Origin of the sequence: Chitinophaga pinensis DSM 2588 (assembly GCF_000024005.1) — a bacterium.
Lineage (GTDB): Bacteria > Bacteroidota > Bacteroidia > Chitinophagales > Chitinophagaceae > Chitinophaga > Chitinophaga pinensis.
Genome location: NC_013132.1, coordinates 8,340,892 through 8,365,630, shown reverse-complemented (window position 1 = coordinate 8,365,630; position 24,739 = coordinate 8,340,892). Strand labels below are relative to the sequence as shown.

Genomic DNA, 24,739 nt, shown 5'->3' with positions numbered 1-24,739 from the left:
CGACGCAACGATGCCGGGTAGCGATGAACTGCCTGGTCACCTATTCATCAACGGAGACTACTGGCGGGTAGTCTCCGTTCAGCTATTTTTTTATAAACTATGAAACGAACTTTATTTCTTATCAGCAGTACCATGCTGGCTGCATTGGCCTGTCTGGTTATACTGGTAACAGTAGCAGGTTTGCCTAATGATAAAAAGAATGGTTTTAAGCGGCAATGGCTGGCAATGAATGTACATAAACAATCTTCATCCACATTCCCATTGGCAGTTGAAAGATTATTTGGTACAGACGATGCGCTTTATTTATCAGCACCTTCGCATCAGCAGGTTTATCGTCTTGATGAAAACCTGCATATCACCGATACGATAGCTCTCGGCATTGATAGGCAGTTGAGACCTCCAATAAATTTTTTCGCTCATGGCGACCATATCTATGCTCATGAGTATAATAGTGGTATGATGTTTTCCAAAGGCTTACATCAGCCAGGAATAGATTCCATAAAATTATCCTCCGCGCCTTTTATAAAGTCCCTGATGTTATCCGATTCTCTTATCGTGATAAGAGGATTTGAAGCGGGTAGTTCGCGCCCCTTCTTTATCCGTATCAACACCCGCAGTGGTGTACGATATAAGTCCGGCGTATTATCTGAAAGGGCAGATGCGGGTTTCTCCAGCGATGGTATTTTATGTGCTGATGCAAAGAAAACGCAACTGTTTTATATACCTTACTTTGAGAATGGCATTTACTGTATGGATAGTGATATGAAATTGAAATATAAACAAACCACCATTGATACTGTCTTCAATAGCAACATCCAGGTGACCCAACGGGGAACTGGAGAAATGCAAAAACTATATGCCTCCTCACCACGCGCAAAGGTGAATAAACGCGCTTTTGCAAATGAGCAGCTGCTGTTTATTGAATCAGACCTTCGCGCAGACAATGAAGACGAAAGTGTATTCAGACTATACCCTGTATTAGATACATATCTCCTTTCTACAGGTGCGTATGCCGGTAGCTTTTATATCCCTGAGGATAAAAGAAAAGTCTTGTCTTATTATATCAGAGGCGAACGACTGTATGTGTTGTCCAGAGACGAATTGGCATTGTATATACTCAATAAATAAACAAAAGAAGCTGCTTTGCTATGTCAGACAGCTTCTCTGTTTGCTGTATCACGAACAATAGTTAAAGCTTGTTTAATGCTAATTGCGCTCTTTTCTTCATCCGGCCATTCATTTCCACTAATTCTCTGAACATATGACGCGCTTTGACTTTTTGGTGCTTGAATTTGTAACACATCGCCAGTTGATAATGTGCTAGTTCCCTGTAACGACTGCCTGAATCGGCGGTTAACTGTGTAAAACGGGACATTGCTTCATCAAGACTACCCTCATGATAGTAACTCATTGCCGTTTTATAAAGGACCTTATCCGAATCTGCATTTTCATCTGCTATTACGACCGATACTGCCGCAGCCTTGCCAGTATCTTTTGGCAGTTGACGGGCAGTGTTGGTAGAAAGCGTAGCCGCAGATACTACGTGTGCCTTACCAATTGCTGCCTGAGGTTCAGTACTGGCCGCAGGGGTATGAATGTTTTCTATAGTGGCAAAAGAGTGTTGCTTGTTTTCTTTTTTTACCTGTTTCTGGATAATGTAGAAAAGACCAAGTACCAGTATGCCTGCTACTGCTCCCCAGAAATAAGTTAAAAAGCTTTCTGTAATTTCTATTTTCTTTTGGTAACGCTCTGTTTCATGCAGCTGGGGCGCGATGTCGGTACTATTACGAATATATTGTTGTACTCTCTGACCCATCGCTTGATATTGCGTATTGAATTTCGGCTTTTGGAGAATCTCGACGGCATCACTACAAAGTTCACAATTGACGAGGTGCTGTTCCAGCAGGTGTTTTTCAACATGTGTTAAACGGCCATCTACATAACGTGGCAGCTGATCTTTATTAAAACAATGAACCCTGCTGAAGATCTTTAATATCTTGTCCTTGTTGTCCAAATTTTGCATATCCCGGAGTTATAACTTGTTCTTGTTTTTCAATTTTTATATATCCCAAATTCCTATGGTGTGTCCGTTTTCCCAGTTTTTCGTACCCTTGCATCATCGTTTCCTGTTGTGCAGGTGCTGTATATGCTACATTTGTGTGTTGCCCCTGTATTTCCAGTATTGCCTCTTCCTGACTAATTTCTTTTTTTCGTTTGGTTGATCTTGCAGGTCTCACAACAACGGTGTGTTCCTGTATTTCCAGTGTTGCATGTTCCTGTATCGTTTCTTTTTTTCGCCTTGTAGCTTTTGCAGGGGCGGGACTAACAACACCTTCCTCTATTTCTAATACTGCCCCTTCCTGTACGGTGTCTTTTTTCCGCTTCGCAGATCTTGCACGCCCCGGGCTGGTAACCTGTTCCTGTATTTCTAATGTAGCCCCTGCCTGATTGCTATCTTTTTCCCGTTTGGCAGATCTTGCGTACACTGGCGTCACAGTTTGCTCAGGTACGGTATCCGCTACAGGTTTTCCATCTCTTGCTTTGGCTGTTTCCAGGTTTGCCAGAGAGAGAGAAGCCAGTTCCTGTTTGGCACTTTTGACCATTGTTCTGACCTCTTCGATGGTGTAGCCCTGTTCAGCCGCTATTTCTGCAAATGTTTTCTGCTCAAAGTAGAATTCATGTAACAGATCCCTGTCGGCTTCATCCAGCTGATCAAACGCAGCATCCATAGTGGATGTAAGCTGCTGTTTCTGCAAGAGGTTCGTGTTCGCTTTTTCCACTTTATACTCCAGCCGCGTGATATCACTCGATGCGGAAGACGGGAAAAAGAAGGTGTTTTTAGTTGTCCTGTTTCCCTGTGACTTTATAAAGAACTGCATCCATTCGCCCAGCTTGGGAATGGTCTGCGTTTGCAGACTGTAAAACAGTCGTCGCAAAAGCGAGGGGAAGAAATCGTCCGGTGTATTACCGTAACTATTCAAAGAAGGTAAAGAGACTGCTGCCAGTAAATGACTATATCTTTCGAGCAATATTCCTGCTGCTTCTTCATCTTTCAGTTTTCTTGCTCTGGCCATCAGTTCATTGTCCGGCAAATTTGTAAGTTGCTGTAGCATAGGTATTACCAAATATTTGCGTAAAAAAATATATACAAAATAAACGCATTGATGTTTTAGCCAATAAGTATGCCGTAGCTGATGACTGTGGTGCCACATAAATGGTTTATACCATACTTAATTTCGTAATAGATTGATTACTAATTCATGTAATTGAATTGTTGGTTTTAGTAGGTGTGGAAGTGTTACAGGCAGATTGGGGATGGGAATAAGTGAGATATGGAAATGCGAGTTGTAACTATTTGATAATCATATTCAAAAAGGATTGATGGTGGAAATCACACCACACACATATAGAATAGATGTATAAGGTCTAAAATGGATAACATCAGTAGATTGTCTGTTTTTATACTCAGTGATATGGGGCAGAAAGGCTATCACATATTGTGGAAAAGCGTAGTTACAATTTGAGGAGGAATTGTTGAGCTTCGGGAATACTTGTACTCAATTTATAAATAGATAGGCCACTTGATATTACCGCGATGCTACTCAGGTCTAGCACTCAGGTTATAACAGTATTTATGGTAATAATACTTATAGTAGACACCATAGCAGTTGCCAGTGACTATATTTTTGGAAAACTTAAAATCGCTGTAAATAAAAGAACCGCCTTTGCGCAGTTCTTTTATTTACAGCGATTTTTAACGCCAACCTAATCCGGGAGCGACATGCTCCAGGATGGATGACAGAACATGTATGTTGTAATCAACTCCCAGGGTGTTTGGAATGGTTAAGAGAAGTGTATCAGCTTCCTGAATAGCTTCGTCCTGGGCCAGCTCCCTGATAAGCTGATCCGGTTCTCCGGCATAGCTTCTTCCGAAAATAGCGCGTTTGTCACTTTCAATAAAACCAACTTTGTCAACTCTATTCGTTTCCTGTCCGAAGAAATATCTATCCTGATCATTAATCAATGCAAAAATAGACCGACTCACTGAAACCCTTGGTTGTCGCTGATGTCCTGCGTTTTTCCACGCTTCTTTGTACAACCTGATCTGCTCTGCTTGTTGTACATGGAATGGTTTGCCACTTTCATCGAATTTCAAGGTGGAACTTTGAAGGTTCATTCCGTTTTCAGCTGCCCATATAGCAGTAGCATTGGATCCTGCTCCCCACCAGATACGATCCTTCAATTGTTCAGAGTAAGGTTCCAATCGTAATAATCCTGGCGGATTAGGAAACATTGGGTATGGATTGGGGGCTGCAAATCCAACTCCGTTGAGTTTATCCAGAAACGCCAACGCTTTCCTGCGTCCCATGTCTGCGTCAGTTTCCCCTTCAGCTGGTTCATACCCAAAATAACGCCATCCGTCAATTACCTGTTCAGGCGACCCTCTGCTGATTCCCAGCTGTAATCGGCCGCCCGAAATTAAGTCGGCAGCTCCGGCGTCCTCCACCATATACAACGGGTTTTCATAACGCATGTCAATAACACCTGTTCCGATCTCTATGCTCTTTGTTTTAGCGCCGATAGCAGCAAGCAAAGGGAACGGAGAGGCTAACTGAGCCGCAAAATGATGTACGCGAAAGTAAGCACCGTCTAAGCCGATGGCCTCGGCAGCAACAGCTAGATCAATAGATTGAAGTAGTGTATCACTCGCCGTACGCGTTTTATAGGCTGGGTGATTAGACCAATGTCCAAACGATAAAAATCCTATTTTCTTCATATGTCTCTCTTCAATGGCGAATATCCTTTTCAAAGATAATGCTATATTATTGATCAAGCCTCCTGAAGAAAATGCAGGTCTTTTAATAAAACAAGCCCAAGTGGTTCCCAATTTCTTGCAAGAGGATGTGAAGCGGTAGCTGCCAGGCATAGGGCATAAAAATTTATTTATCTTTGTTTACATGAGGAAGTATCCAATTGGCTTACAGGATTTTAGGAAAATAAGAAAGGAGGGTTTTCTATATGTCGATAAAACTCAATCAATCTATAAACTAATCGACTCCGGTAATTACTATTTCCTGAGTCGTCCAAGGCGTTTTGGCAAATCCCTCTTACTGTCTACGATTAAGGAGATTTTCAGTGGTAATAAAGAACTATTTGAAGGTCTTTGGATCCATGATCAATGGAATTGGGAACAGAAGCATCCGGTGATACACCTTCGATTCAGTCATATTGCCTACAAAGAATTGGGACTGATTGAAGCCCTTAGCCGGGAGCTTGATTTTTTGGCGAAAGCATTTGATGTCCAATTAGTTGAAGATAGCCTTGCATTGAAGTTCAGAGAGTTGATCAGAAAAGTTGCTAAGAATGACAGAGTCGTGATCCTGATCGATGAGTATGATAAGCCCATTACAGACTACCTGGAAGATTTAGAGAAGGTTGAGGAGAACCGCTCTGTAATTAAAAGTTTTTATTCTGTACTCAAGGATGCTGATGAATATATCCGTTTGTTGTTGATTACCGGTGTGAGCAGGTTTCCTAAGGTTAGTATTTTTTCTGATTTAAATAACCTGAATGACATTACAATCCACCGTAATTATGCCACTATTGCCGGTATTACGCAGGAGGAACTTCAGACGAATTTTAAGGATGAGATAGCTGAAATACAGCAGCATCAGTCTGATTTATTAACTAAATTGAAGTTATGGTACAATGGTTATGCCTGGCATGAAGATGCTGAACGGGTGTATAACCCGTTTTCTGTATTGAAATATATGGATGGCCGTGATTTTAGGAATTATTGGTTTCAAACGGGTACACCCACCTGGTTGGTGAATCTGATGAAGCGCAATAAAGAGTTTGATCTGGAAAATGTATATATCGGAGAAAATGCTTTAAGCAACTTTAATGTCGAACATATTGCTGTTGTGCCGGTATTGTTCCAAACAGGCTATCTGACTATAAAGGGATACAACGCGAATAATAGATTGTATGAGTTGGGATATCCGAATTCGGAAGTGGAAGAGAGTTTGACAGATGCATTACTAAGCGCTTACAGAAATGTTTTTCCCGGTAATGATTCTTTGGCTGTTACAAATGATTTGGGTGAGGCATTGAAGAATAATAATATTCCTCAAATAATGAAAGCATTGGATGTACTTTTGTCAACTATTCCTTATGATCATTGGAAAGCAGAAAGCGAATCAATCTTTCATATCATAGTACATCTATCCTTTAAGCGCTTAGGTCTTGATGTACGTAGCGAAGTACACAGTGCAACTGGTAGATGCGATATTTTGGTATTTACGGAACAAAATATTTTTGCGATAGAATTGAAACTGAATGGAACAGCACAAAGTGCTCTGAATCAGATTTTTGAGAAAGGATATTTACGTTCATATCAGTTAGATAAGAGAAAAAAAATTGCAATAGGTATTAGTTTTTCTTCTGAGAAACGATCTGTTGAAGAATTACTGGTAAAAGAAATGGAATAAAAGCTAATTATAACACAGATGATATGATACCAGTTTCTTCTCTTAATGCTTACAGTTTAATTTTCTCTTGAATCAAATCATTAAGCGAATAGGTGCAACTGTTCGCTGCTTGTTCTGTTTCTCGCATTTTTGGGATTAAGCGATAAGAAGAACTTTATTGATAATGTTGAAAGCAAGATTAATTGGGATTGAGCAAAAAAAAGAAAACCGGTTTTCTGAAATTACTTTCAAAAAACCGGTTTCTGCGGACCAGACGGGACTCGAACCCGCGACCTCCGCCGTGACAGGGCGGCATTCTAACCAACTGAACTACTGATCCTTTTCTCCGTTTCCCTTTCGTTCGATCGGGGTGCAAATATTGGATAAATATTTTAATTCAACAAATAAAAAGTAGAAATATTTTTAGATCAGCTACCGGCAAGGGTTTGGGCGGTATTTTATTTTTTCGCAAAGCCTTCCCACATGTTATGGAGTTTTGTAAACACACATTTCCACCAATCCTTAATCATTTATTAATAAGCACTTTTCTGTAGAATTTGCAAACTTTGCCTCTGCCGAAAATGCCAGTTCGTGGAAGATATACTTGCATTAAAGGAAGGGGATACATTGATCTTTGAGCAGGTATATAATGCTTATAATGAAAAACTGTACTTCTACTTCCTGAAACATACGGGGTCTCAACTTTGGTCCGAAGAGTTATTACAGACGACCTTCGTCAAGCTTTGGCGATATAGAAAAGGTTTGTCTGCTGACTATACTTTATCGGCACAGATCTTCCGTATTGCAAAAACTGCCCTCATAGACCTCATGAGAAAGGAAAGGCAGCATAAAGCTTTTATGCAGTCCTATACTGCAGAAGTACTAAACGGAGAAACCTATACCGCCCCTGCAAATAAAGAAGCCGTACAGCAATTACACCTTGAAATAGATAAACTACCCCCTGTACGTAAGAAAGTTTTCATGCTTAGCCGCATTGATGGTTTTTCTCATAAAGAAATATCCGATATGCTGTCTATCTCCCCAAAGACAGTAGAAGTCCATATCTCTAAAGCACTCAAACAACTCAGACGCGTACTGCTCCTTTTTACGATCATGTAACCCTTACCCGGGCAATGTGAACAAATTGTTACCAGTAAGGGATCGGCTTCTGTTAAACGTAGTATTAGCAAATGAGCAGCTGCCATGGCATTATCACCAGACCTATACGCAAGATTTATCAAAGGAGTATGTACGGAAGAAGAACATCGTACCGTCATGGCGTATTTGCGTGAACATCCGGAGGAAATGGAAGACCTGCTGATGGAGTCAGACTGGGATCATTTCCGTCCTGATGGTAAACTACATCCGGCCGTATTGCAACGCGTATTCGCCAATATACAGCAGGATGTGGATAAGTATGCGCGTAACAGGATGATCTGGAAGCGGATCGCAGCGGCAGCTGTACTGACAGGTATCATCGTATTGACAGGCGCCTTATTTATCCAACAGGATAAACGAGAAGCATCGCTTGCCATGGAAAGTTCGCCTGCTGTTACCTGGAAGGAGTATACGAATAACGGCAAACAGCCGAAACAGCTGCTCATGGACGACAGTTCGCATGTCGAACTGGGAGCAGGAAGTACACTACGCTGTAAAACAGGCTTCGAAAAAGATAAACGCGAACTGTGGTTAAAAGGAAAGGCAAAGTTTGATGTGGCAAAAGACAAAGACAGACCATTTACCGTTTATGCCGGTAATACTGTTGTCACGGCATTGGGTACTGTCTTTGGGGTCAATGAAAAGGGTACTAAGGTGACTGTAAAACTATATAGCGGAAAAGTGGTCGTACATCCGCAGACAGGCATCGCCAGCTTTAATAAGGTATTTCTGCAGCCTGGAGAGTCTTTGGTGTACGATATCAGCAGTAAAAGAGAGCCGCTGGTGAATAAACCGGCTGTATTGGGACGAGAACCTGTCACCGGACAAGAAGTGGCTTCTAATAGCCTCGTATTCCATCAGCAGCCATTACCGCAGATCCTGCAACAGCTGGAACAACATTTCAATATAAAAATCACCTGTGACGCAAAACGTCTGCAACATATCAGGGTAACAGCGGAATTCACAACATCCGATACACCAGCAGAAATATTGGAAAATATAGCATTATTGAATGATCTGACTTTAGAGCGTACGGCTGAAGGAGGATTCCTCTTAAAGAAATAAAAAAACGATCACATTCTATTACCAACTAAAAAACAGGCCGCAGTTGTGGCCAGGGATTGTATTGTCTTAAAACTGACCTTTATGACGAAAACATTTTACCAGCATTTTCCATTTTTACGCCTGCTGCTATGGCTGCTGCCCTTTATGGCGCCCGCTCTGTCGTATGCACAGGCGAAGCCAGATATAACGGGTATCGTACTCGATCCGCAGGGAGAAAAGATACCAGGTGTTACCGTCAGAGCCTTACAGACCAATGGCAGTAAGCCCGTCTTTCAGATGACCGATGAAAAGGGATGGTTTCATTTTGATAACCTGAATGCAGGGGAACGCTATAACTTCAGTTTCAGCTCCGTCGGCTATAAACCGCAACAGCTGGATGGCTATATCATCAAAAAAGGGGAAACCATCAACCTGATTGTAAGAATGCGTCAGAAAGACGACTCGCTTGCACAGGTAGTCGTAGTCGGTTATGGTACACAAAAAAAGTCGGAAGTCACCGGTGCGATCGCCCAGGTAGGACAGGAAGTATTTGAAAACAGACCAGTAACCAGTATCGGTCAGGCGCTCCAGGGCGCTATTCCCAACCTGAACATTACCTTCGGTGATGGTCAGCCAGGTAGAGCAGCTACCTTTAACGTACGTGGTTTTACTTCTATCAATACGGGTAGTCCGCTGATCCTCATAGACGGTACGCCTGGTGATATCAATCTTGTCAATCCTGAAGATGTAGCCAGCGTGACCGTCCTTAAAGACGCAGCTTCTGCTGCTATCTATGGTGCGCGTGCTGCTTATGGTGTGATCCTCGTCACTACGCGTAAAGCCAAAAGCGGCCAGTTACAGGTACGTTACTCCGGTAACTTTGGATGGGGTACACCCACCCGCTTGCCACAGGTGATCAAAGATCCGCTGGAAGCTGCCACTATTCAGAATGATGCATATAAAGGCTATGCTGGTTCTGATGCACCGGGTATGCTGGCGGTGATCGAATATCTGCAGAAAAGAAAAGCAGATCCTTCTCTGCCTGAACTGGGTGTAGATGCTACCGGCAATTTTATCCGTGGCGCTAACACAGACTGGTACGACCTGTTTTACAACAAACAACAGGCTTTCTCCAAACACTTTGTCAGTGTCGCTGGTGGTAAAGGCAATACCAACTATTACCTCTCGGCCGGATACCTCAAACAACAAGGTTCCTTTAAGGTGGCGACGGACGACTATAAACGTTACAACCTCCGCCTGAAACTGGATAACCAGGTGGCCGACTGGCTCAAAATATATGATAACGTGGAAATGGCACAGGGCGCCTATGATGCGCCTGATAAGTTTGTATCTGGTGGTTACAATATTTACCGCTACCTCTCCCTGTTTGCCAACCCCTACGAAGCGATCCGTACACCGAATGGCTATTATACACAGGCCGGCGCCGTTACGTTCGGACAGTTGGAAAAAGGTGGTCGTACGAACATAAAGGACCGGCAACTAAAAAACACCATCGGTTTTTCCACCAACTTTCTTGATAACACATTGCGTATAAATGGTGATTATACCGTGCTGGCTACCCAGGACCGTAACGACATACAGACCAACAGTGTGTATTATGAAGTAAGACCGGGTACCGTGTCTCCATTCACCGCTACGGATTATTATCAGTCTGCTTATACCGAAAACTTTGACCAGGTAGTGAACCTCTATGCCGAATACGAACGCAGACTAGGCCAGCATCACCTGAAAGGACTACTGGGTTTTAACCAGGAAATGAATAAATATGAAACCTTCTCTGCCAGAAGAGATGGTAATATCACACCGGATAAAGGTGCGCTGAACCTGGCCAGCGGTATTGCCACAGTAGGGGATACCAAAGAAGAATGGGCCATCCGTGGTTTGTTCTACCGATTGAACTATGACTTTAAAGACCGGTATTTACTGGAGTTCAACGGTCGCTATGATGGTTCCTCCCGTTTCCCGGATTCCAGTCGTTATGGCTTTTTTCCTTCCGTATCTGCAGGCTGGATCGTGTCGCGTGAGCCTTTCTTTGCACCCGCAAAGAAGGTATTCAATAACCTGAAACTCCGTGCGTCTTATGGTTCCCTGGGAAACCAGCAGGTAGCTGCTTATGCTTTTACCAATCCAATGAGTGTGTATAAGATCACCGATATCCTCGACGGTGCACAACCTTTAGGGATCAATGCGCCTGGTTTACTGCCCTTACATTTTACCTGGGAAACAGCGACCACACTCGACTTCGGGATTGACTTCTCCACACTGAACAGCCGGATGGATATCGGGTTCGACTGGTATAACCGGAAAACAACAAAGATGCTGACCCAGGGCAAGACCTTACCCGCAGTACTCGGGGCTTCCGCACCAAAGGAAAATGCAGCAGATCTGTCTACCAAAGGATGGGAGTTCTCTGCGAAATGGCATGATCAGTTTCAGTTAGGTAACAAACCTTTTTCCTATAACTTCTCTTTTGTTTTGTCTGACAGCAGGTCTTTCATCACCAAATTTGACAACCCCAACAAGTCACTGATCAATCATTATATCGGCGAAGAGATTGGCGAGATCTGGGGATATAAAACGCTCGGCTTTTTTCAGTCCGATGATGAATACCTGAAATATGATGTGAACCAGCAACGTGTACAAAGTACTTCTTACAGCCTGAATGGTCACCCGCTGGCTGGTGATCTGAAGTTTGCTGATCTCAATGGAGATAAGAAAATCGACAATGGCAAAAACACCGTGAACGATCCGGGCGATATGTACAAGATCGGTAATAGTATGCCGCGTTATGCCTTTGGCTTTGGTGCAGGAGCCAGCTGGAATGGTGTATCGCTGGATGTATTCTTACAAGGTATCGGCAAGATGGACTTCTGGCCGGGTGTGGAAGCAGGTAATTTCTGGGGCTTTTATAACCGCTGGAATCAACCGGTATATGATCACATCAACAATGATTACTGGACACCTGAAAACAGGAATGCTTATTTTCCAAGACTCAGAGCCTATGATGCTTTGAATAACACCCGTCAGTTAGGTGTGGCACAGACACGTTATTTGCAGAATGCCGCTTATCTGAGAGTCAAGAACGTATCGCTGGGATACATTTTACCGGTTAACTGGACAAGAAAAGCCGGTATCAGCACTGCAAAAGTCTTCTTCTCCGGCCAGAACCTGTTTGAATTCACACACCTCTCTAAAGTCTTCGATCCGGAAGCCATCAGCGATAAGGTAGATACGAATACTGCTAATGGTAACGGGTTCCTGTACCCGGTACAACGTACGTACACCTTCGGACTTGAAGTTAATTTCTAATTGCAGACGAATCGTTTAAACATATTTTCATGAAAAGGATATTATTCGCGCTATCAATACTGACGCTGTCCGCCTGTAAGAAGGACTTCCTCGACAGACAGCCCATCAGTGACATAGATCCTGGTTCTTTTTTCAATAATGAAAAAGACCTTACTCTCTATACCAATAGCTTCTATGCCATGTTGCCTGGTACTGATATCTATTCCGCAGATATTACCAGCGACAATGTGGAACCGGCTGTGATAGGTGATGTAGTGGCTGGCCGTACCATTGTGCAGACAGATGCATCTGCCGCACAGTGGACCTGGTCGGACCTGCGCAACGTCAATTATTTTCTCGCCCATTACCAGAAAGCAGCAGTGAGTGATTCTATTAAAGCACATTATGCCGGTATTGCACGTTTCTTCCGGGCGATGTTTTATTTCACCAAAGTGCAGCGTTTTGGTGATGTACCCTGGTATAGTGATCCGCTGGAAGCGAACAGTCCGGAATTATACAAAGGACGTGATCCGCGTAAGCTGGTGGTAGATAGTATCATTGCTGATCTTAACTATGCCGCAGCCAATATCAAAACAGCTAAAAATACTTCCCGTATCACGAAATGGGCCGCACTGGTATTGAAGTCAAGGGTTTGTCTGTTTGAAGGAACTTACCGTATTTATCATACTGAAAATAACCAGGGCGGTGCCACTGAACTGTTACTGCAAAGTGTGGATGCCGCACAACAGGTGATGCAGAGCGGTTTATATAAGTTGTACACAACGAACAATCCGAATGTGGATTACGCGAATCTTTTTACTGAGGATGTAGCCAATGCGGATGAATATATCCTCGCAAGGGTATATGACCGTACATTGACTAAAACCCATGGTGCTAACGGACAATTTCTGACTTCTACCTTGAGCGCACCCGGACTGACCAAAACATTGATCAATAGTTATCTGATGAGTGATGGAACCGCCTTCTCTGCGCAACCTGGTTATGCAACGACTCCTTACTGGGAAGAAATCAAAGGCAGAGATCCCCGTCTGACACAAACCATCCGCACGCCTGGTTATAAACGTATCAATACGACGGCCACCCTGGTACCTGATTATTCCAATGCAATGACCGGTTACCAGTGTATCAAATTTGTAACAGGCACTGACCAGGATGGTAATAATACCAATACAAATGACCTCCCTATATTCAGATATGCGGAAGTATTGTTAAATTATGCGGAAGCAAAAGCAGAGTTAAAACAATTTGCACAGGCGGAAGCCGACGCCTCTGTGAATCTGATCCGTAAACGTGCTGGTATGCCGGCAATGCAGGTCGCTACATTGAAAGCAGACCCTTTGTTACAGACCGAGTATAATATTACTGATCCCGTTATCCTGGAAGTACGCCGTGAAAGAAGAGTAGAGCTGGCTATGGAAGGATTCCGTTATCAGGACCTGATGCGCTGGAAACGGGGACCTTTACTGGCGCAGGACTTCAAAGGCGCCTGGTTCCCTGGTGTGGGGGTATATGACCTGGATCAGGATGGAAAGAATGACCTGGCGATTGTACTAACCAAGCCCGCTTCCCCGGATAAAGCTTTACAGTATTTTGTACTGCAACCTGACAGAGGACTGAGTGATGGCGATAAGGGGAACCTGATCGTTCATCCAGGTGCTAATAAACACTTTGACGATCCGAAGCATTATCTGTTTCCTTTACCACTGACTGAATTATTATTAAATACGAATCTGCAACAGAACCCAGGCTGGGAGCAATAAACTGAAATTGTATATGAGAAAACTGATTTATCTCCTGCTGATTTTACTGGCCACCATACGTGTAAACGCGCAGGATACATTGTTCCGTTTTGCATTGGCCTCCGATACACATATTGGTAACAAAAGCGGGGCAGAAGATCTTGAACGTACCGTACTTGATATCAACAATCATCCGGATATCGCCTTTGTACTTTTCTCCGGAGATATCACGGAGTTTGGTTCCGATGAAGAGATACAACTCGCAAAAAGCATTATCAGTAAACTGAATAAACCCTGGTACATCGTACCTGGCAATCATGACTCCAACTGGTCAGAAAGTGGTTGTAATACCTTTCTGAATGTGTTTGGTGGTGAAACATTCAGCTTCCGCTATAAAGGTTACTGGTTCCTCGGTACCAGTTGCGGACCTAATATGCGGATGGGCCCCGGACAGGTTCCCAGAGAAGACCTGACCTGGCTGAAAGAACAATTGCGTAAAGAGAAGGATAAAAAAGTACCTGTCATATTTGTTAATCACTATCCACAGGATTCGGCGCTTAACAATTGGTATGAACAACTGGAAATGTTGAAAGACAGAAATCTGAAAGCCATCCTTTGTGGTCATGGACATGCAAACAGGAAATACGATTTTGAAGGCATACCGGGTATTATGTGCCGCTCCAACCTGCGCGCAAAAGCAGATACCGGCGCTTACAATATCATCTCTCTGGTGCATGACTCCCTTGTATTCAATGAACGCGTACCTGGTGGCGCGACCTTACCAGCCTGGCATACGGTGAGTATCCCTGTAGCGGCTACGCCACAATGGGTAGCAAATCCACATAGACCTTCTTATGCGGTCAACAGCCAATACACACAGGTAAAAGAGAGATGGAGTGTGCAGGAACCAGGCGATATCGGTGGGGGAGTAGCCATTGCAGATGGGAAGGTAGTGTATTCCAATACAACCGGGCAGATTAAAGCGGTACACCTGGCTTCGGGTAAAACGATCTGGCAGTTCAAAACAAAAGGGAAAATCTATTCAACACCACTGATTTATGATAACAAAGTAATTGTACCAGGTACAGACGCACAGGTCTATTGTCTTGATCTGAATACCGGTAAGTTACGCTGGCGACAATCTGCTGATAAGGCTATCGTCGCTTCCGCTGCCTTGTACAAAGGACTGGCAATCGTAGCCGCTTCTGATGGACATTGTAGAGCTTACAATATTGCGGATGGAAAATTACAGTGGGATTTTGATAGCGTACATAACTTCGTACAGACTCGTCCGTTAATTTACCAGGATAAGGTTTATTTCGGGTCCTGGGGTAATGACTTCTATGCGCTTGATGCAGCTACCGGTAAACGTGTGTGGACCTGGAACAGTGGCGCTACTAACAGGATGTTCTCTGCAGCGGCCTGCTGGCCGGTAGCCACCGGCGGCCGTGTGTTTATTGCAGCGCCTGACCAGTATCTGACGGCATTAGATGCCGCTACCGGTCAGGTACTATGGCGTAAACATGATAAGCAGGAGTGGGTACGTGAGTCGATGGGACTCTCTGCGGATAGTAACAAAGTATATGTCAAAACGATGCAGGGGCATATACTCGGACTGGATACACATGCCTCCGGTCAGGAAGTGATATGGCGCTCTCCATTGGAGATGGGCTATGAGATTTGTCCGACTGCCATTAACCAATACCAGGATGTTGTGTATATCCCTTCTCAGTCAGGTATCATATCAGCATTGGCCGCAAAAGACGGCGCGGTATTATGGCGACATAAAATCTCTAACTGTCTGCTGAATAACATTACTGCGGTAGATGCACATACCGTTATTACCTGTTCTGCGGATGGACGGCTGGTGTGTCTGACTTATTAATAGTTAAAACCTATCATGCGTAACAGGAGGTACCGTCACTGGTATCTCCTGTTTTTTTTAAGGGACATTTGTCCCGTTTGCTGACAGATTAATCCCGACATTTGTCAGATGAAAAGTATAGCTATCTTTTGCGGGTCTAATTTCGGTAAAGATCCTGTCTACAAGGAAGCCACTATTGAACTGGCCCGTTGTATCGTAAAAAATAATCTGCGACTGGTATACGGCGGCGCAGCTGTTGGTTTGATGGGACTGATTGCCGATGAAGTATTGGCTCTTGGCGGACAAGTGATCGGTGTATTACCTGAGAAGCTGAGAGACAGGGAAGTAGGGCATAAAAACCTCACAGAACTGCACATTGTGAGTACTATGCATGAACGCAAAGCGATGATGGCCAACTTATCTGATTATTTCGTCGCAATACCCGGCGGAATCGGCACACTGGAAGAAATTGTGGAAGTATTTACCTGGGCACAGCTGGGATTACATGCCAAACCTTGCGGTATGTTGAATATCAATGGTTTCTACGATAAGTTCCGCGACCTGCTGGCCTCCATGTCCCAGGAAGGATTCCTATCAGAGCACCAGTTCAATTCACTTATTTTTGATAATGAGCCGGAAAGTCTGCTGCATAAAGTCATGAATCAGCAGGTAGAATATCATTCAAAATGGGTGAAATAACTCCCTATAATCCGTTCTGATCTTAGTTAAGTATTTACTATCCTTCGTTCATCCTTCGTTCATGCAACGAAGGATGAACGAAGGATAGTAAATATCAAAGCAATACCTGAATACGTCCTTTTGCCTTTTTTCCTGTCTCCTGATGATGCAATTACTTCGTACCGGACTGATGTGTACTATATTCCCCTGATACACACAGTATAACTTGGTTTAAAATTTGTAACCTGATCCCAGGAACAGCGACTCACAAGCATAAACCATATTTAGTATTGTTACATCTCAGCAAAGCAAACGGCCAGGGGCACCCCCAACGCAGGTGGATAACCACCCTGTTATGTGCTCTATTTCTTTGTCTGTATGGGCAGACCTACGGACAAACACCCACACCAGTTGATACCCTAAAAACGGATTCTACTACCACAGATCGTGTGAAAGCTGCGAAGCAGGGAGAAGATCTGTCGTCACAATATGACCTGGGTGACCTTGTAAGGGGTATTTTACACAAAAAAACCGATCTGACAGGGAAAACCCGCTCAGGGATCATTGTCATCCCTAATGTGGCTGCAAATCCCAGTATCGGGGCTCAGATAGGGATTAAGGCAGTAGCCGGTAAAAAGTTCGGCAGTGACCCCAATACACTTATGTCAGTAGGGGCTACTTCCGCTTCCATTACCACAAAAGGAATTATTTATTTCTATATTAGCCATAATATTTATACATCGGGTAATAAGTGGAACTTCCAGGGAAGCCTGGTAGCGGCAAAGACGGTTACTCCCGACTATGGCCTGGGTATTGGCAGGGCAACGGAAGGTACGGCATTGGAACACGTACTAAACAATCCTGATCGTAAACCCAGGGGCTTACATGCACAGTTTTACAACTTCCGTGAAAAAGTGTATAAAGAAGTGAGTAAAGGACTCTTTTTAGGCGGCGGAGTATCCTTTGATATCCGCAGGAAAATTGATGAAAGAGATTCCACTAATGGTCCGACGCCCTACAATATCTACAGCGACAGTCATGGTTTCAAAAGAGCGCATTATATGGCGAACGGGCTGCTGTTTAATGTGCAGTATACTACCCGTGATAACCAGAACAGGGCTTATAAAGGAATGTACTTAGACGCAGGTTTCAGGGCTAACCAGACCTGGTTAGGTAGTACGCGAAACGCATTACAGTTTTCTACAGATTTCAGAAAATATGTGAGTCTGTCAAAACAACATCCTGAACATGTCCTCGCATTCTGGAACTGGAACTCATTCCTGCTGGCAGGTAATATACCATATCTTGAATTACCAGGTACCGGTAAAGACCCCAATTTCCGTAGCGGAAGGGGATATACCGTGGGATACTTTAAAGGCACACAATATAGTTATGCAGAGATGGAATACCGCTTCCCGATACTGCGTAATAATTTAATCAGTGGTGTAGCGTTCTTTCATCTGCAAACTACCAACGATGAATCAGGCACTAAAATATACCAGGTATTACAACCCGGCGGTGGCGGCGGATTACGTATCCTGTTCAATAAGGTAACACGTACAAATTTATGTCTTGATTATGCCTGGGGTAAGTTTGGTGCAAGAGGCTTCTTCCTTGGTTTGAATGAAGCGTTTTAATGGGATAGCAGCAATGCAGTAAGATATTTAAAAGAGGATGGTCCGCCGTACAGCGGACCATCCTCTTTTAAATATCTTACTTATCTCTTACGAATGCTGACGCTCAACTTTTGCTGTCTGCGCCACCACGGCAACAGCAGGAACGGTTCTTCTGTTCTTCAGCCATTTACGGATCGGTGTGTCAATGTATTGCAACACCAGATAAGCCATTATTGTCAATGCAACTGTACCGGCTATCATGATCCATACCATTGTCGGTAAGGTAGGTTTATACTTCTCCACATAGCTCATAAACAGCCAGATGAAAGGATAGTGGATCATATACAGCGGATAGGAGATATCCCCGGAAAACTTACAGATTTTATGGCTGAAGTTATTCGTTTGCGCACCGGCTCCCAGCAATACAAGGAAAGGAAAAAAGAAAATGACTACCAGCGGATCAAGATACCAGTTATACTTTTCCGAAAAAGGAATCATAAAGGTTGCCAGCAGTAATATCCCGATTGGAATAAAGCCGATTTTGGAACGTATGATCTTACCGGAGCGAAAAGCCAGTATGCCGGCCAGAAAGGAAAAAGCGACCCTGGCAGCACCAGCGGAAACATTATCACCACCCCATCCCACAGCGAGGAACTTTGCTTGTTGAGAGGCATAGAATAATGCACCTGCAGCAAGGATCGTCAGTACCCAGAGTAGCTTGTTATTCTTTATCCTCACCAGCACTAATGCATAAAAGATGTTGGCGATGTATTCCCAGAACAATGACCAGGTAGGAGGATTCAGATGGAAAAGATTGAAGTATCGCTCCTTTACCAGTGGATAAGGAATCATCAGACTGGCAGAAAGAAACACCAGCAATGTTTTGCTGGCATAGATCTGATAGAGATTGCTGAATGGATCGAAGATGAAGACGGTCAACCCAATCACAGCGCCGATGACCACCAGCGGATGCAGGCGGATAAGGCGGAGTTTCATAAATTCGACAAGACCTATCTGCGCGATTTTAGTGTCATAGGCATAAGCGATGACAAATCCGGATAGACAGAAAAAGAAATCGACAGCGAGATACGAATGTGAAATGAAGCTATTGTGATAATCGGGAACGGCAATCTCCATGAAGTGGAAAATGACTACTGCAATGGCGGCAAGCCCCCTGAGCCCGTCTAGGATTTCGAAATGTGGTTTAGTAATTACATGAGGATCCTGTGTCCTGTTTACGTGCATGACTTTCTTTTAATTGTGGAATATTGAGACCTGGGCGCAAATATGCGGCTTAATCTGCTAAGATGCAAGCCCTTACTACACTGCCGGTAAAAAGGATGGATATTGAAAGGTACTAGCTATTCCATTTTAATACACCTTTCAGTACTTTCAGTGCATTCTTGGTATCCATGGATAAACCTGCAATGATTTCTTTCAATCCCTGTGCGAGATTGTCGAGGTTATTCTTTTCCGTTTTCCAGTCAATGAACCGCACACCTTGTACATTTTTTGCGAATCCTTGTAAAAATGCATATCTGGGGTGATGGAACAGGTTACTGATCTGTTGTTGCAGGTCTTTCACCTGTTCCTGTAAGGTGGTATTATACAGGCGCAGTTTCTCATTGGTCAGCTGATCCGGATGCCTGTCTTCCTGCTGAATCCAGTTAAGTTCCAGTTCCAGCATTGACAGCAGGTCCCCTTTTTCCCTGGCGATAGTCAGCTGTTTCATGAGTTCTTCTTTTTGCTGTATCCTTTCAGGATCCTGTTCCAGATCCGGATGAAATACTTTGGCCAGTTGTCTGTACAGATGGTGTACATTCTTCCTGCGCAGCTCTTCCAGCAGGCGTTCTTTTTCTTCTTTCTGTAACTGCTGTTTCGTCTTCCGTTTATTGCTGCCGGCTGCTTCCAGTTCAGTTGTCTTCATTGGCAACGTTGTGTCAGCAGTTTCCTCCTCCTTTTCTTTTGCAGCGGCAGCCGCTCTTAATTTAGCAAGGTATTGTTCTGTCAGATCCTGGTAGGTAATGTCAGACAGGACATTGAAAATCTCCAGTAATTCGCCTTCAGGATCTTCCTGCTGATAGCGGAATATTTCATGCAGCTGATTGATAATCAGTAGTCGGAGGGCTTCTTTTTCATGTCCGGAGAGTCCTTTGGAAATAGTCATAAACTCATTCATCAGTACTACGACGGCAGACCGCAGACCAACCACCTGTTGCATCAGCGGATAGATCTGTTTCAGGAAATGCTGTAACTGCTTGTCGAGGGTGGCAGTGGTATCTTTCAGCTCCTGCCGTAGCTGGGCTATCTTCTGTATGAGTTTATTAAAGGTCTGTTGTTCTTTACTAAGTCCGGCTTTCTCTGATTGATTGATCATCAGGTCTCCGGATCGTTTATTCAGTTCCTGCGACATATTCCCTGCTTTAGCGCAAAGTTACAAAAGAAACCGCGTCGTGGCTGCAAATCCGGCAGCCCTGATCTTTCACAAGCATGTTATTTACCTGGGAACGCAACATGCAGGCGTTTTCTCTTCGAAAGGCAATATTGTTAGCGGAAGAGAAGCGAAACGGAAATAATAGCACTATAAGCAAAGGGCCATCTCAATTCATTTGAGATGGCCCTTTGCTTATCAGTTACCGGAGACGATTATAAAGTCTTCGGAGAATATACTTTTAATACGCCGTCATCTTCGCTGCTCACGATCAGCAGGCTCTTGCCGGTGGGGCTATTCGCTGCTGATACAAACAACACGCCTTCCGGTGCATCACCTGATTTGAGGAGCTGGAGGAAGGATGGCGCTTCTGGTTTGGTCACATCATACACAGCAACTGCATCTACTCTTTCCATGCCCACGAAAGCAATATTTCTGTTACCTACTTTACCCAGGGTGATACCTTCCGGTTCCACACCTTTATCATCACTACGGTTGTCGTCATAATAACCAGCAGCATTTACTTTTGTTTCCAGTTCATTTTTGCTGTCATATACCAGTGCACCGCTGGTACCGTTCCATACGCTGAAAGAACGTGCACCGAAGGAGTACAGTGATTCATAGATACCATCACCGTTAACATCGCCAAGGGTAGTCGTTACGTTCAGACGGCCAAGTTTAGCATCGTTCTGTAGGTCAGCTGCATTAGGAAATGCAGTTGCATCCAGGGTAAGGCTTTTAACGCGTTTTGCTTCTGCAAAAGCGGTGTATTCACGTACATCACCTTCGTTTGCGGTGAACAGGTAAGGAATACCACCATCTGTTTGTAAAACGGCAATCGCATCTGGCATATAGATGCCTTTTACCGGCCATTTACCGAAAGCAATGGCGTTATCCTTATCAGAAGGATCGATCGCATCTGCATCCTGGTTATAGTCTTTGAAACCCAATGGGAAGATGTTTGTCGCAGTTTTAGTGGTCAGGTCGATCTTTGCGATCGCGTTATTTTCCTGCAGGGTTACCCAGGCAGTTTTAGAATCCGGTGATACGGCAATATATTCCGGTTCCATATCCTGTGCGAAAGAAGCATTCGGACCGAATACGCGGAGACCTTTCTGCTGCAGGGCTGTCTGCTGTGATGCGAAGCTGCTGAAGTCGATGTTTACAACGCTGTAGTTATCGCTTACGCTGATCACAGAAACAGAACCTACCGGATCGTTTGTATAATCTGCATTTGGTTCGCCTTCATTGGCAGTCAGAATATATTTACCATCCGGGCTGAAGGTTACCATATCTGGTAATGCGCCGGTAGCGATGGTCTTGATCTCTGCGTAGCTATTGGTATTATAAACGGTTACTCTGCCTGGTTGTTGTTTATCCACAGCTTCAATAGCAGCCGCCAGTTTACCCTCGTATACAGATACGCTGTTTACCGCACCGCTGTTGGTAGGAATGGAGTGGATCACCTTCATGTTACCAGGATCGCTCAGATCTATCACATCGATCTTATTAACACCGCCGTTATTGACAACAAACAGTCTTTTAGTAGTCGGATCGTAAGCGCTGATTTCAGCTGCACCTGCTTCACCGATGTCTAATGTGCCAATTTCTGCGAACGTGGAAGGATCTTCATTAACGGTTGGTTCATTAGGGTTGTCATCTTTTGAACAGGCCGCAAGGATAGCCATAATGGCAAACGGTAACAAGTGTTTCAATTTCATATTTGCATATAGGTTTGAGGCGGCAAGAGTACAGAAGGCAGATGAACTTAATGTTAAGGCAAGGTTTTGAAATTATTAACATCTCCTTTTCAGGGACTGAAATGGCTAGCGCCTTTACTGGCTGATGATGGAAGCCTGCATATTCCCCCGCAGGATCTGATACAACATAAGGGCATCTCCTCCTGGGAAGTAAAAGTGATAGTGACCCGTATCGATTTTCTGGCTGATCAGGTGACAGGGACAGCCATACACCAGTTGACAATAGACCCCGCCAGGCCTTTCTCAGGTACTGAAGTCCCCATAAATATAACTGGCGAAGGAACGCTGCTGGTGACAATGCAGATAACCGCGATGTCTGAAGATCGCCCTTACTGTAACAGGCAATACCTGGCAGCCGATATTATTGCAGTCGTTCCGCCAGGAGTGCAAAATAAGGTGCATAACATCACGCATCCGGCTGCACCAACGATACAACATCTGTCAGTGGGCGGCGGATATACACCAATACGCCAGTTGGTTGTTCAACGGGAATGAGAGAAGCCTGCCACAGCGATTATTTTGATAAAATACCATTGAATGTTACCTGTTGATAATCTTTCTATAACCGCTGTAGATGTGTTCTACGGCTTCCTGCCTATTGTGTAAACAACCCGTTTTAGTCTTTGTAGGTGATTGGCTCCTGTAATTTCCCGGTAGAGGGGCAATACCTGATCAAGTCCACCTATGATACATGTATACGGCCGGTAAACAGGTGGTATCGCCGGGATAAACAGCATATTTAGTACCTGAATGATTAGTTATGACGGGCTATTACTTTCTCAATGTAGGCAATCAGGTCTTTTTCTTCCTGCGCATAATCTTCTGCACTTAAACCCTCAGCGGATTCCAGGAATAATTCGGCAATCTGTCTGGAGTCAAGCTTCCTTACAAAATGCAGCGTGACAATGTCCTGTATAAACCTATCGACGTTTATTTTAAAGCGTTTCATTCTCTCCCTGGCTTCCGGGTGTCCTTCGATCAATGCCAGTCTTTCTTTTTCAGACAGGTTGTTGACCAGGTATGCTTCTCCCGGATTAATCTTGTCGATTATATCGGCAGCAACTTCACCTTTTGCATTGCAATAGGCACAGGAACCAGGCCGCCAGGTTAACTCTCTTCCAAGTCTTTTGATATCGTCCGCATCGACATGTCCTTTGCCCAGGCATCGGGGACATTGGATAAGGGTTTTTTTCTTGTTGAAGAAACGTTTGAAGAAACTCATGGTATAGGAGGATTTCAATAAAGATGGAACTTTTTGATGGAAAAAAGAAGCAGGTCGGTAATATGCCAGCTACATATTCGTGTAATAACAGGCTGCTAAGTGTTATATTTACTTTATACAGGTATCTCTGTACCCGCAGGACGAATAACCTGGTAAAACAACTCAGCTATGCAGGCAGACACTGAAATATATTTACGTTCAATCAAAGCCATCTGCCCCGATTTACGGGAGGAAGAACTGTCACAGTTTGCCGCAAAACTGACCCTGCAGGAATTGGATAAGAAAGACATTTTTATTCAATCAGGTAAAGTACAGCAATCCTTAGGCTTCGTTACCAAAGGGCTTATCCGTTCTTTTTTTGTGGATCTTAACGGGAATGAGATCAATGTTGGTTTCTATGCAGAGGGAGACTATGCGACGCATTACCCGGCTTTTATCAGCCGGCAACCCAGCAGCTATACCATTCAATGCCTGGAACCGGCCACATTCCTCTGTCTTAAATTTGATGACCTGCAATGGATATACCAGCAATATCCGAAGTTTGAAAGGTATGGTCGCCTGGTGGCTGAAGAGATCTTAAAAAGACAGCAGGCGCGTATTGAAAGCTTTGTATTTCAGACCGCTGAAGAACGTTATCTTGATTTCGCAACACATCATGCCCGCTTATTCAACAGGGTCTCGCTATCCCATCTTTCCAGCTACCTGGGTATCGAGCGACAGACACTTACCCGTATTCGCCAGAAAATAGCCCATAAATAGTTTTTGACGCATTTGCGTCAGGTCCACCTTCCATATATACCGGAGCTTTGCAGTATCAACTTAAAACAAACTGCAATGGCAAAGAATATCTTACTTATACTCGGTCATCCTTCAGAAAATTCTTTCTGTAACGCACTGCTTGATGCCTATCGTAAAGGTGTGGAAAGTGCCGGCGCAAACACACAGACCATCTACATATCAAAACTGCGTTTTGATGTAAATCTTGCAGACGGCTATAAAACCGGCGAAACTATGCAGCTGGAAGATGACCTGCTCACAGCACAGCAACAACTACAATGGGCTGACCATGTGGTGATGGCTTATCCCAACTGGTGGGGTTTTATGCCTGCCCTGGCCAAAGGTTTTCTTGACAGGGTGTTACTACCCGGATTTGCCTTTAAGCATCAGTCAGGTAAAGTCTTTCCCGAAAAACTACTGAAAGGAAAAAGTATGCGCTTACTTGTAACAATGGATACACCCAAATGGTGGTTCTACCTGATCTATCGTGCATCACAATATCAGATCCTCAAGTCGATCATCTTCGGATATGTAGGATTTGATCCTATCCGGTTTTCTACTTTCGGATTCATGAGGAAATCAACCGAAAAACTGCGTAACAGCTGGCTGAAAAAAGTAGAACAACTGGGCCGGCAGTTCAGGTAAACGCA

19 protein-coding genes and 1 tRNA gene are annotated in these 24,739 nt (G+C 44.0%); 12 read left to right on the top strand and 8 right to left on the bottom strand.

What is annotated here, in order from left to right; translation table 11 throughout:
- The first annotated feature begins 99 nt into the window (after window positions 1-99).
- Window positions 100-1,128 (top strand): hypothetical protein, encoded by a 1,029-nt coding sequence (locus CPIN_RS33005; protein ID WP_012794234.1) that lies wholly within the window; start codon window positions 100-102, stop codon window positions 1,126-1,128.
- 61 nt (window positions 1,129-1,189) lie between these two features.
- Here CPIN_RS33005 and CPIN_RS33000 read toward each other — a convergent pair whose 3' ends face one another.
- From CPIN_RS33000 to CPIN_RS32990, 3 genes are all read right to left on the bottom strand, one after another.
- The gene (locus CPIN_RS33000) at window positions 1,190-2,023 is read right to left on the bottom strand and encodes a zf-HC2 domain-containing protein (protein ID WP_012794233.1); all 834 of its coding nucleotides are present in this window, start codon (window positions 2,021-2,023) and stop codon (window positions 1,190-1,192) included.
- Window positions 1,962-3,113 carry an RNA polymerase sigma factor gene (locus CPIN_RS32995; protein ID WP_012794232.1) on the bottom strand — a complete coding sequence of 384 codons (1,152 nt, stop codon included), beginning with the start codon at window positions 3,111-3,113 and terminating at the stop codon, window positions 1,962-1,964. Before CPIN_RS32995 ends, CPIN_RS33000 begins: the two co-directional genes overlap by 62 nt.
- Window positions 3,114-3,754: 641 nt before the next feature.
- On the bottom strand, window positions 3,755-4,927 hold the full coding sequence (locus CPIN_RS32990; protein ID WP_245552053.1) for an LLM class flavin-dependent oxidoreductase: 1,173 nt from the start codon (window positions 4,925-4,927) through the stop codon (window positions 3,755-3,757).
- A gap of 31 nt (window positions 4,928-4,958) precedes the next feature.
- Here CPIN_RS32990 and CPIN_RS32985 point away from each other — a divergent pair, with 31 nt between their 5' ends.
- A complete protein-coding gene (locus CPIN_RS32985; protein ID WP_012794230.1) occupies window positions 4,959-6,491 on the top strand; it encodes a PD-(D/E)XK nuclease domain-containing ATP-binding protein in 1,533 nt (510 codons plus the stop codon).
- 245 nt (window positions 6,492-6,736) lie between these two features.
- Here CPIN_RS32985 and CPIN_RS32980 read toward each other — a convergent pair.
- Window positions 6,737-6,810 (bottom strand) — tRNA-Asp (locus CPIN_RS32980).
- Between the two features lie 251 nt (window positions 6,811-7,061).
- Here CPIN_RS32980 and CPIN_RS32975 point away from each other — a divergent pair.
- The 7 genes from CPIN_RS32975 to CPIN_RS32945 all read left to right on the top strand — a co-directional run bounded on the left by CPIN_RS32975 (window position 7,062) and on the right by CPIN_RS32945 (window position 17,920).
- Entirely contained in the window at window positions 7,062-7,589 is a 528-nt protein-coding gene (locus tag CPIN_RS32975) for an RNA polymerase sigma factor (protein WP_012794229.1), read from the top strand.
- Window positions 7,590-7,673: 84 nt separating this feature from the next.
- Window positions 7,674-8,693 carry a FecR domain-containing protein gene (locus CPIN_RS32970; RefSeq protein ID WP_012794228.1) on the top strand — a complete coding sequence of 340 codons (1,020 nt, stop codon included), beginning with the start codon at window positions 7,674-7,676 and terminating at the stop codon, window positions 8,691-8,693.
- 81 nt (window positions 8,694-8,774) lie between these two features.
- A complete protein-coding gene (locus CPIN_RS32965) occupies window positions 8,775-12,002 on the top strand; it encodes a SusC/RagA family TonB-linked outer membrane protein (RefSeq protein WP_012794227.1) in 3,228 nt (1,075 codons plus the stop codon).
- A gap of 29 nt (window positions 12,003-12,031) precedes the next feature.
- On the top strand, window positions 12,032-13,762 hold the full coding sequence (locus CPIN_RS32960) for a RagB/SusD family nutrient uptake outer membrane protein (protein WP_012794226.1): 1,731 nt from the start codon (window positions 12,032-12,034) through the stop codon (window positions 13,760-13,762).
- Window positions 13,763-13,775: 13 nt separating this feature from the next.
- Window positions 13,776-15,626: a BamB-related PQQ repeat family beta-propellar protein gene (locus CPIN_RS32955; protein ID WP_012794225.1), complete on the top strand. Its 1,851-nt coding sequence runs from the start codon at window positions 13,776-13,778 to the stop codon at window positions 15,624-15,626.
- A 108-nt stretch (window positions 15,627-15,734) separates the two neighbouring features.
- Window positions 15,735-16,304, top strand: a complete 570-nt coding sequence (locus CPIN_RS32950; RefSeq protein WP_012794224.1) for an LOG family protein — start codon at window positions 15,735-15,737, stop codon at window positions 16,302-16,304.
- 269 nt (window positions 16,305-16,573) lie between these two features.
- The gene (locus CPIN_RS32945; RefSeq protein WP_012794223.1) at window positions 16,574-17,920 is read left to right on the top strand and encodes a BamA/TamA family outer membrane protein; all 1,347 of its coding nucleotides are present in this window, start codon (window positions 16,574-16,576) and stop codon (window positions 17,918-17,920) included.
- Window positions 17,921-18,007: 87 nt separating this feature from the next.
- On the opposite strand, the gene CPIN_RS32940 is transcribed toward CPIN_RS32945, so the two are convergent.
- The 3 genes from CPIN_RS32940 to CPIN_RS32930 all read right to left on the bottom strand — a co-directional run bounded on the left by CPIN_RS32940 (window position 18,008) and on the right by CPIN_RS32930 (window position 22,051).
- The gene (locus tag CPIN_RS32940; RefSeq protein WP_012794222.1) at window positions 18,008-19,144 is read right to left on the bottom strand and encodes an acyltransferase family protein; all 1,137 of its coding nucleotides are present in this window, start codon (window positions 19,142-19,144) and stop codon (window positions 18,008-18,010) included.
- A gap of 112 nt (window positions 19,145-19,256) precedes the next feature.
- The gene (locus CPIN_RS32935; RefSeq protein ID WP_012794221.1) at window positions 19,257-20,312 is read right to left on the bottom strand and encodes a J domain-containing protein; all 1,056 of its coding nucleotides are present in this window, start codon (window positions 20,310-20,312) and stop codon (window positions 19,257-19,259) included.
- 233 nt (window positions 20,313-20,545) lie between these two features.
- Complete coding sequence (locus tag CPIN_RS32930) at window positions 20,546-22,051, bottom strand: choice-of-anchor I family protein (protein ID WP_012794220.1); 1,506 nt, start codon at window positions 22,049-22,051, stop codon at window positions 20,546-20,548.
- A 66-nt stretch (window positions 22,052-22,117) separates the two neighbouring features.
- On the opposite strand from CPIN_RS32930, the gene CPIN_RS32925 reads away from it, so the two are divergent.
- Window positions 22,118-22,585 (top strand): hypothetical protein, encoded by a 468-nt coding sequence (locus CPIN_RS32925; RefSeq protein ID WP_012794219.1) that lies wholly within the window; start codon window positions 22,118-22,120, stop codon window positions 22,583-22,585.
- 259 nt (window positions 22,586-22,844) lie between these two features.
- Here the strand turns inward: CPIN_RS32925 and CPIN_RS32920 are convergent, their stop codons facing one another.
- Window positions 22,845-23,312, bottom strand: coding sequence for a hypothetical protein (locus CPIN_RS32920; RefSeq protein WP_012794218.1), 468 nt, complete (start codon window positions 23,310-23,312; stop codon window positions 22,845-22,847).
- Window positions 23,313-23,480: 168 nt separating this feature from the next.
- On the opposite strand from CPIN_RS32920, the gene CPIN_RS32915 reads away from it, so the two are divergent.
- The gene (locus tag CPIN_RS32915; RefSeq protein WP_012794217.1) at window positions 23,481-24,071 is read left to right on the top strand and encodes a Crp/Fnr family transcriptional regulator; all 591 of its coding nucleotides are present in this window, start codon (window positions 23,481-23,483) and stop codon (window positions 24,069-24,071) included.
- Between the two features lie 75 nt (window positions 24,072-24,146).
- Complete coding sequence (locus CPIN_RS32910; RefSeq protein ID WP_012794216.1) at window positions 24,147-24,734, top strand: NAD(P)H-dependent oxidoreductase; 588 nt, start codon at window positions 24,147-24,149, stop codon at window positions 24,732-24,734.
- Window positions 24,735-24,739: the final 5 nt, after the last annotated feature.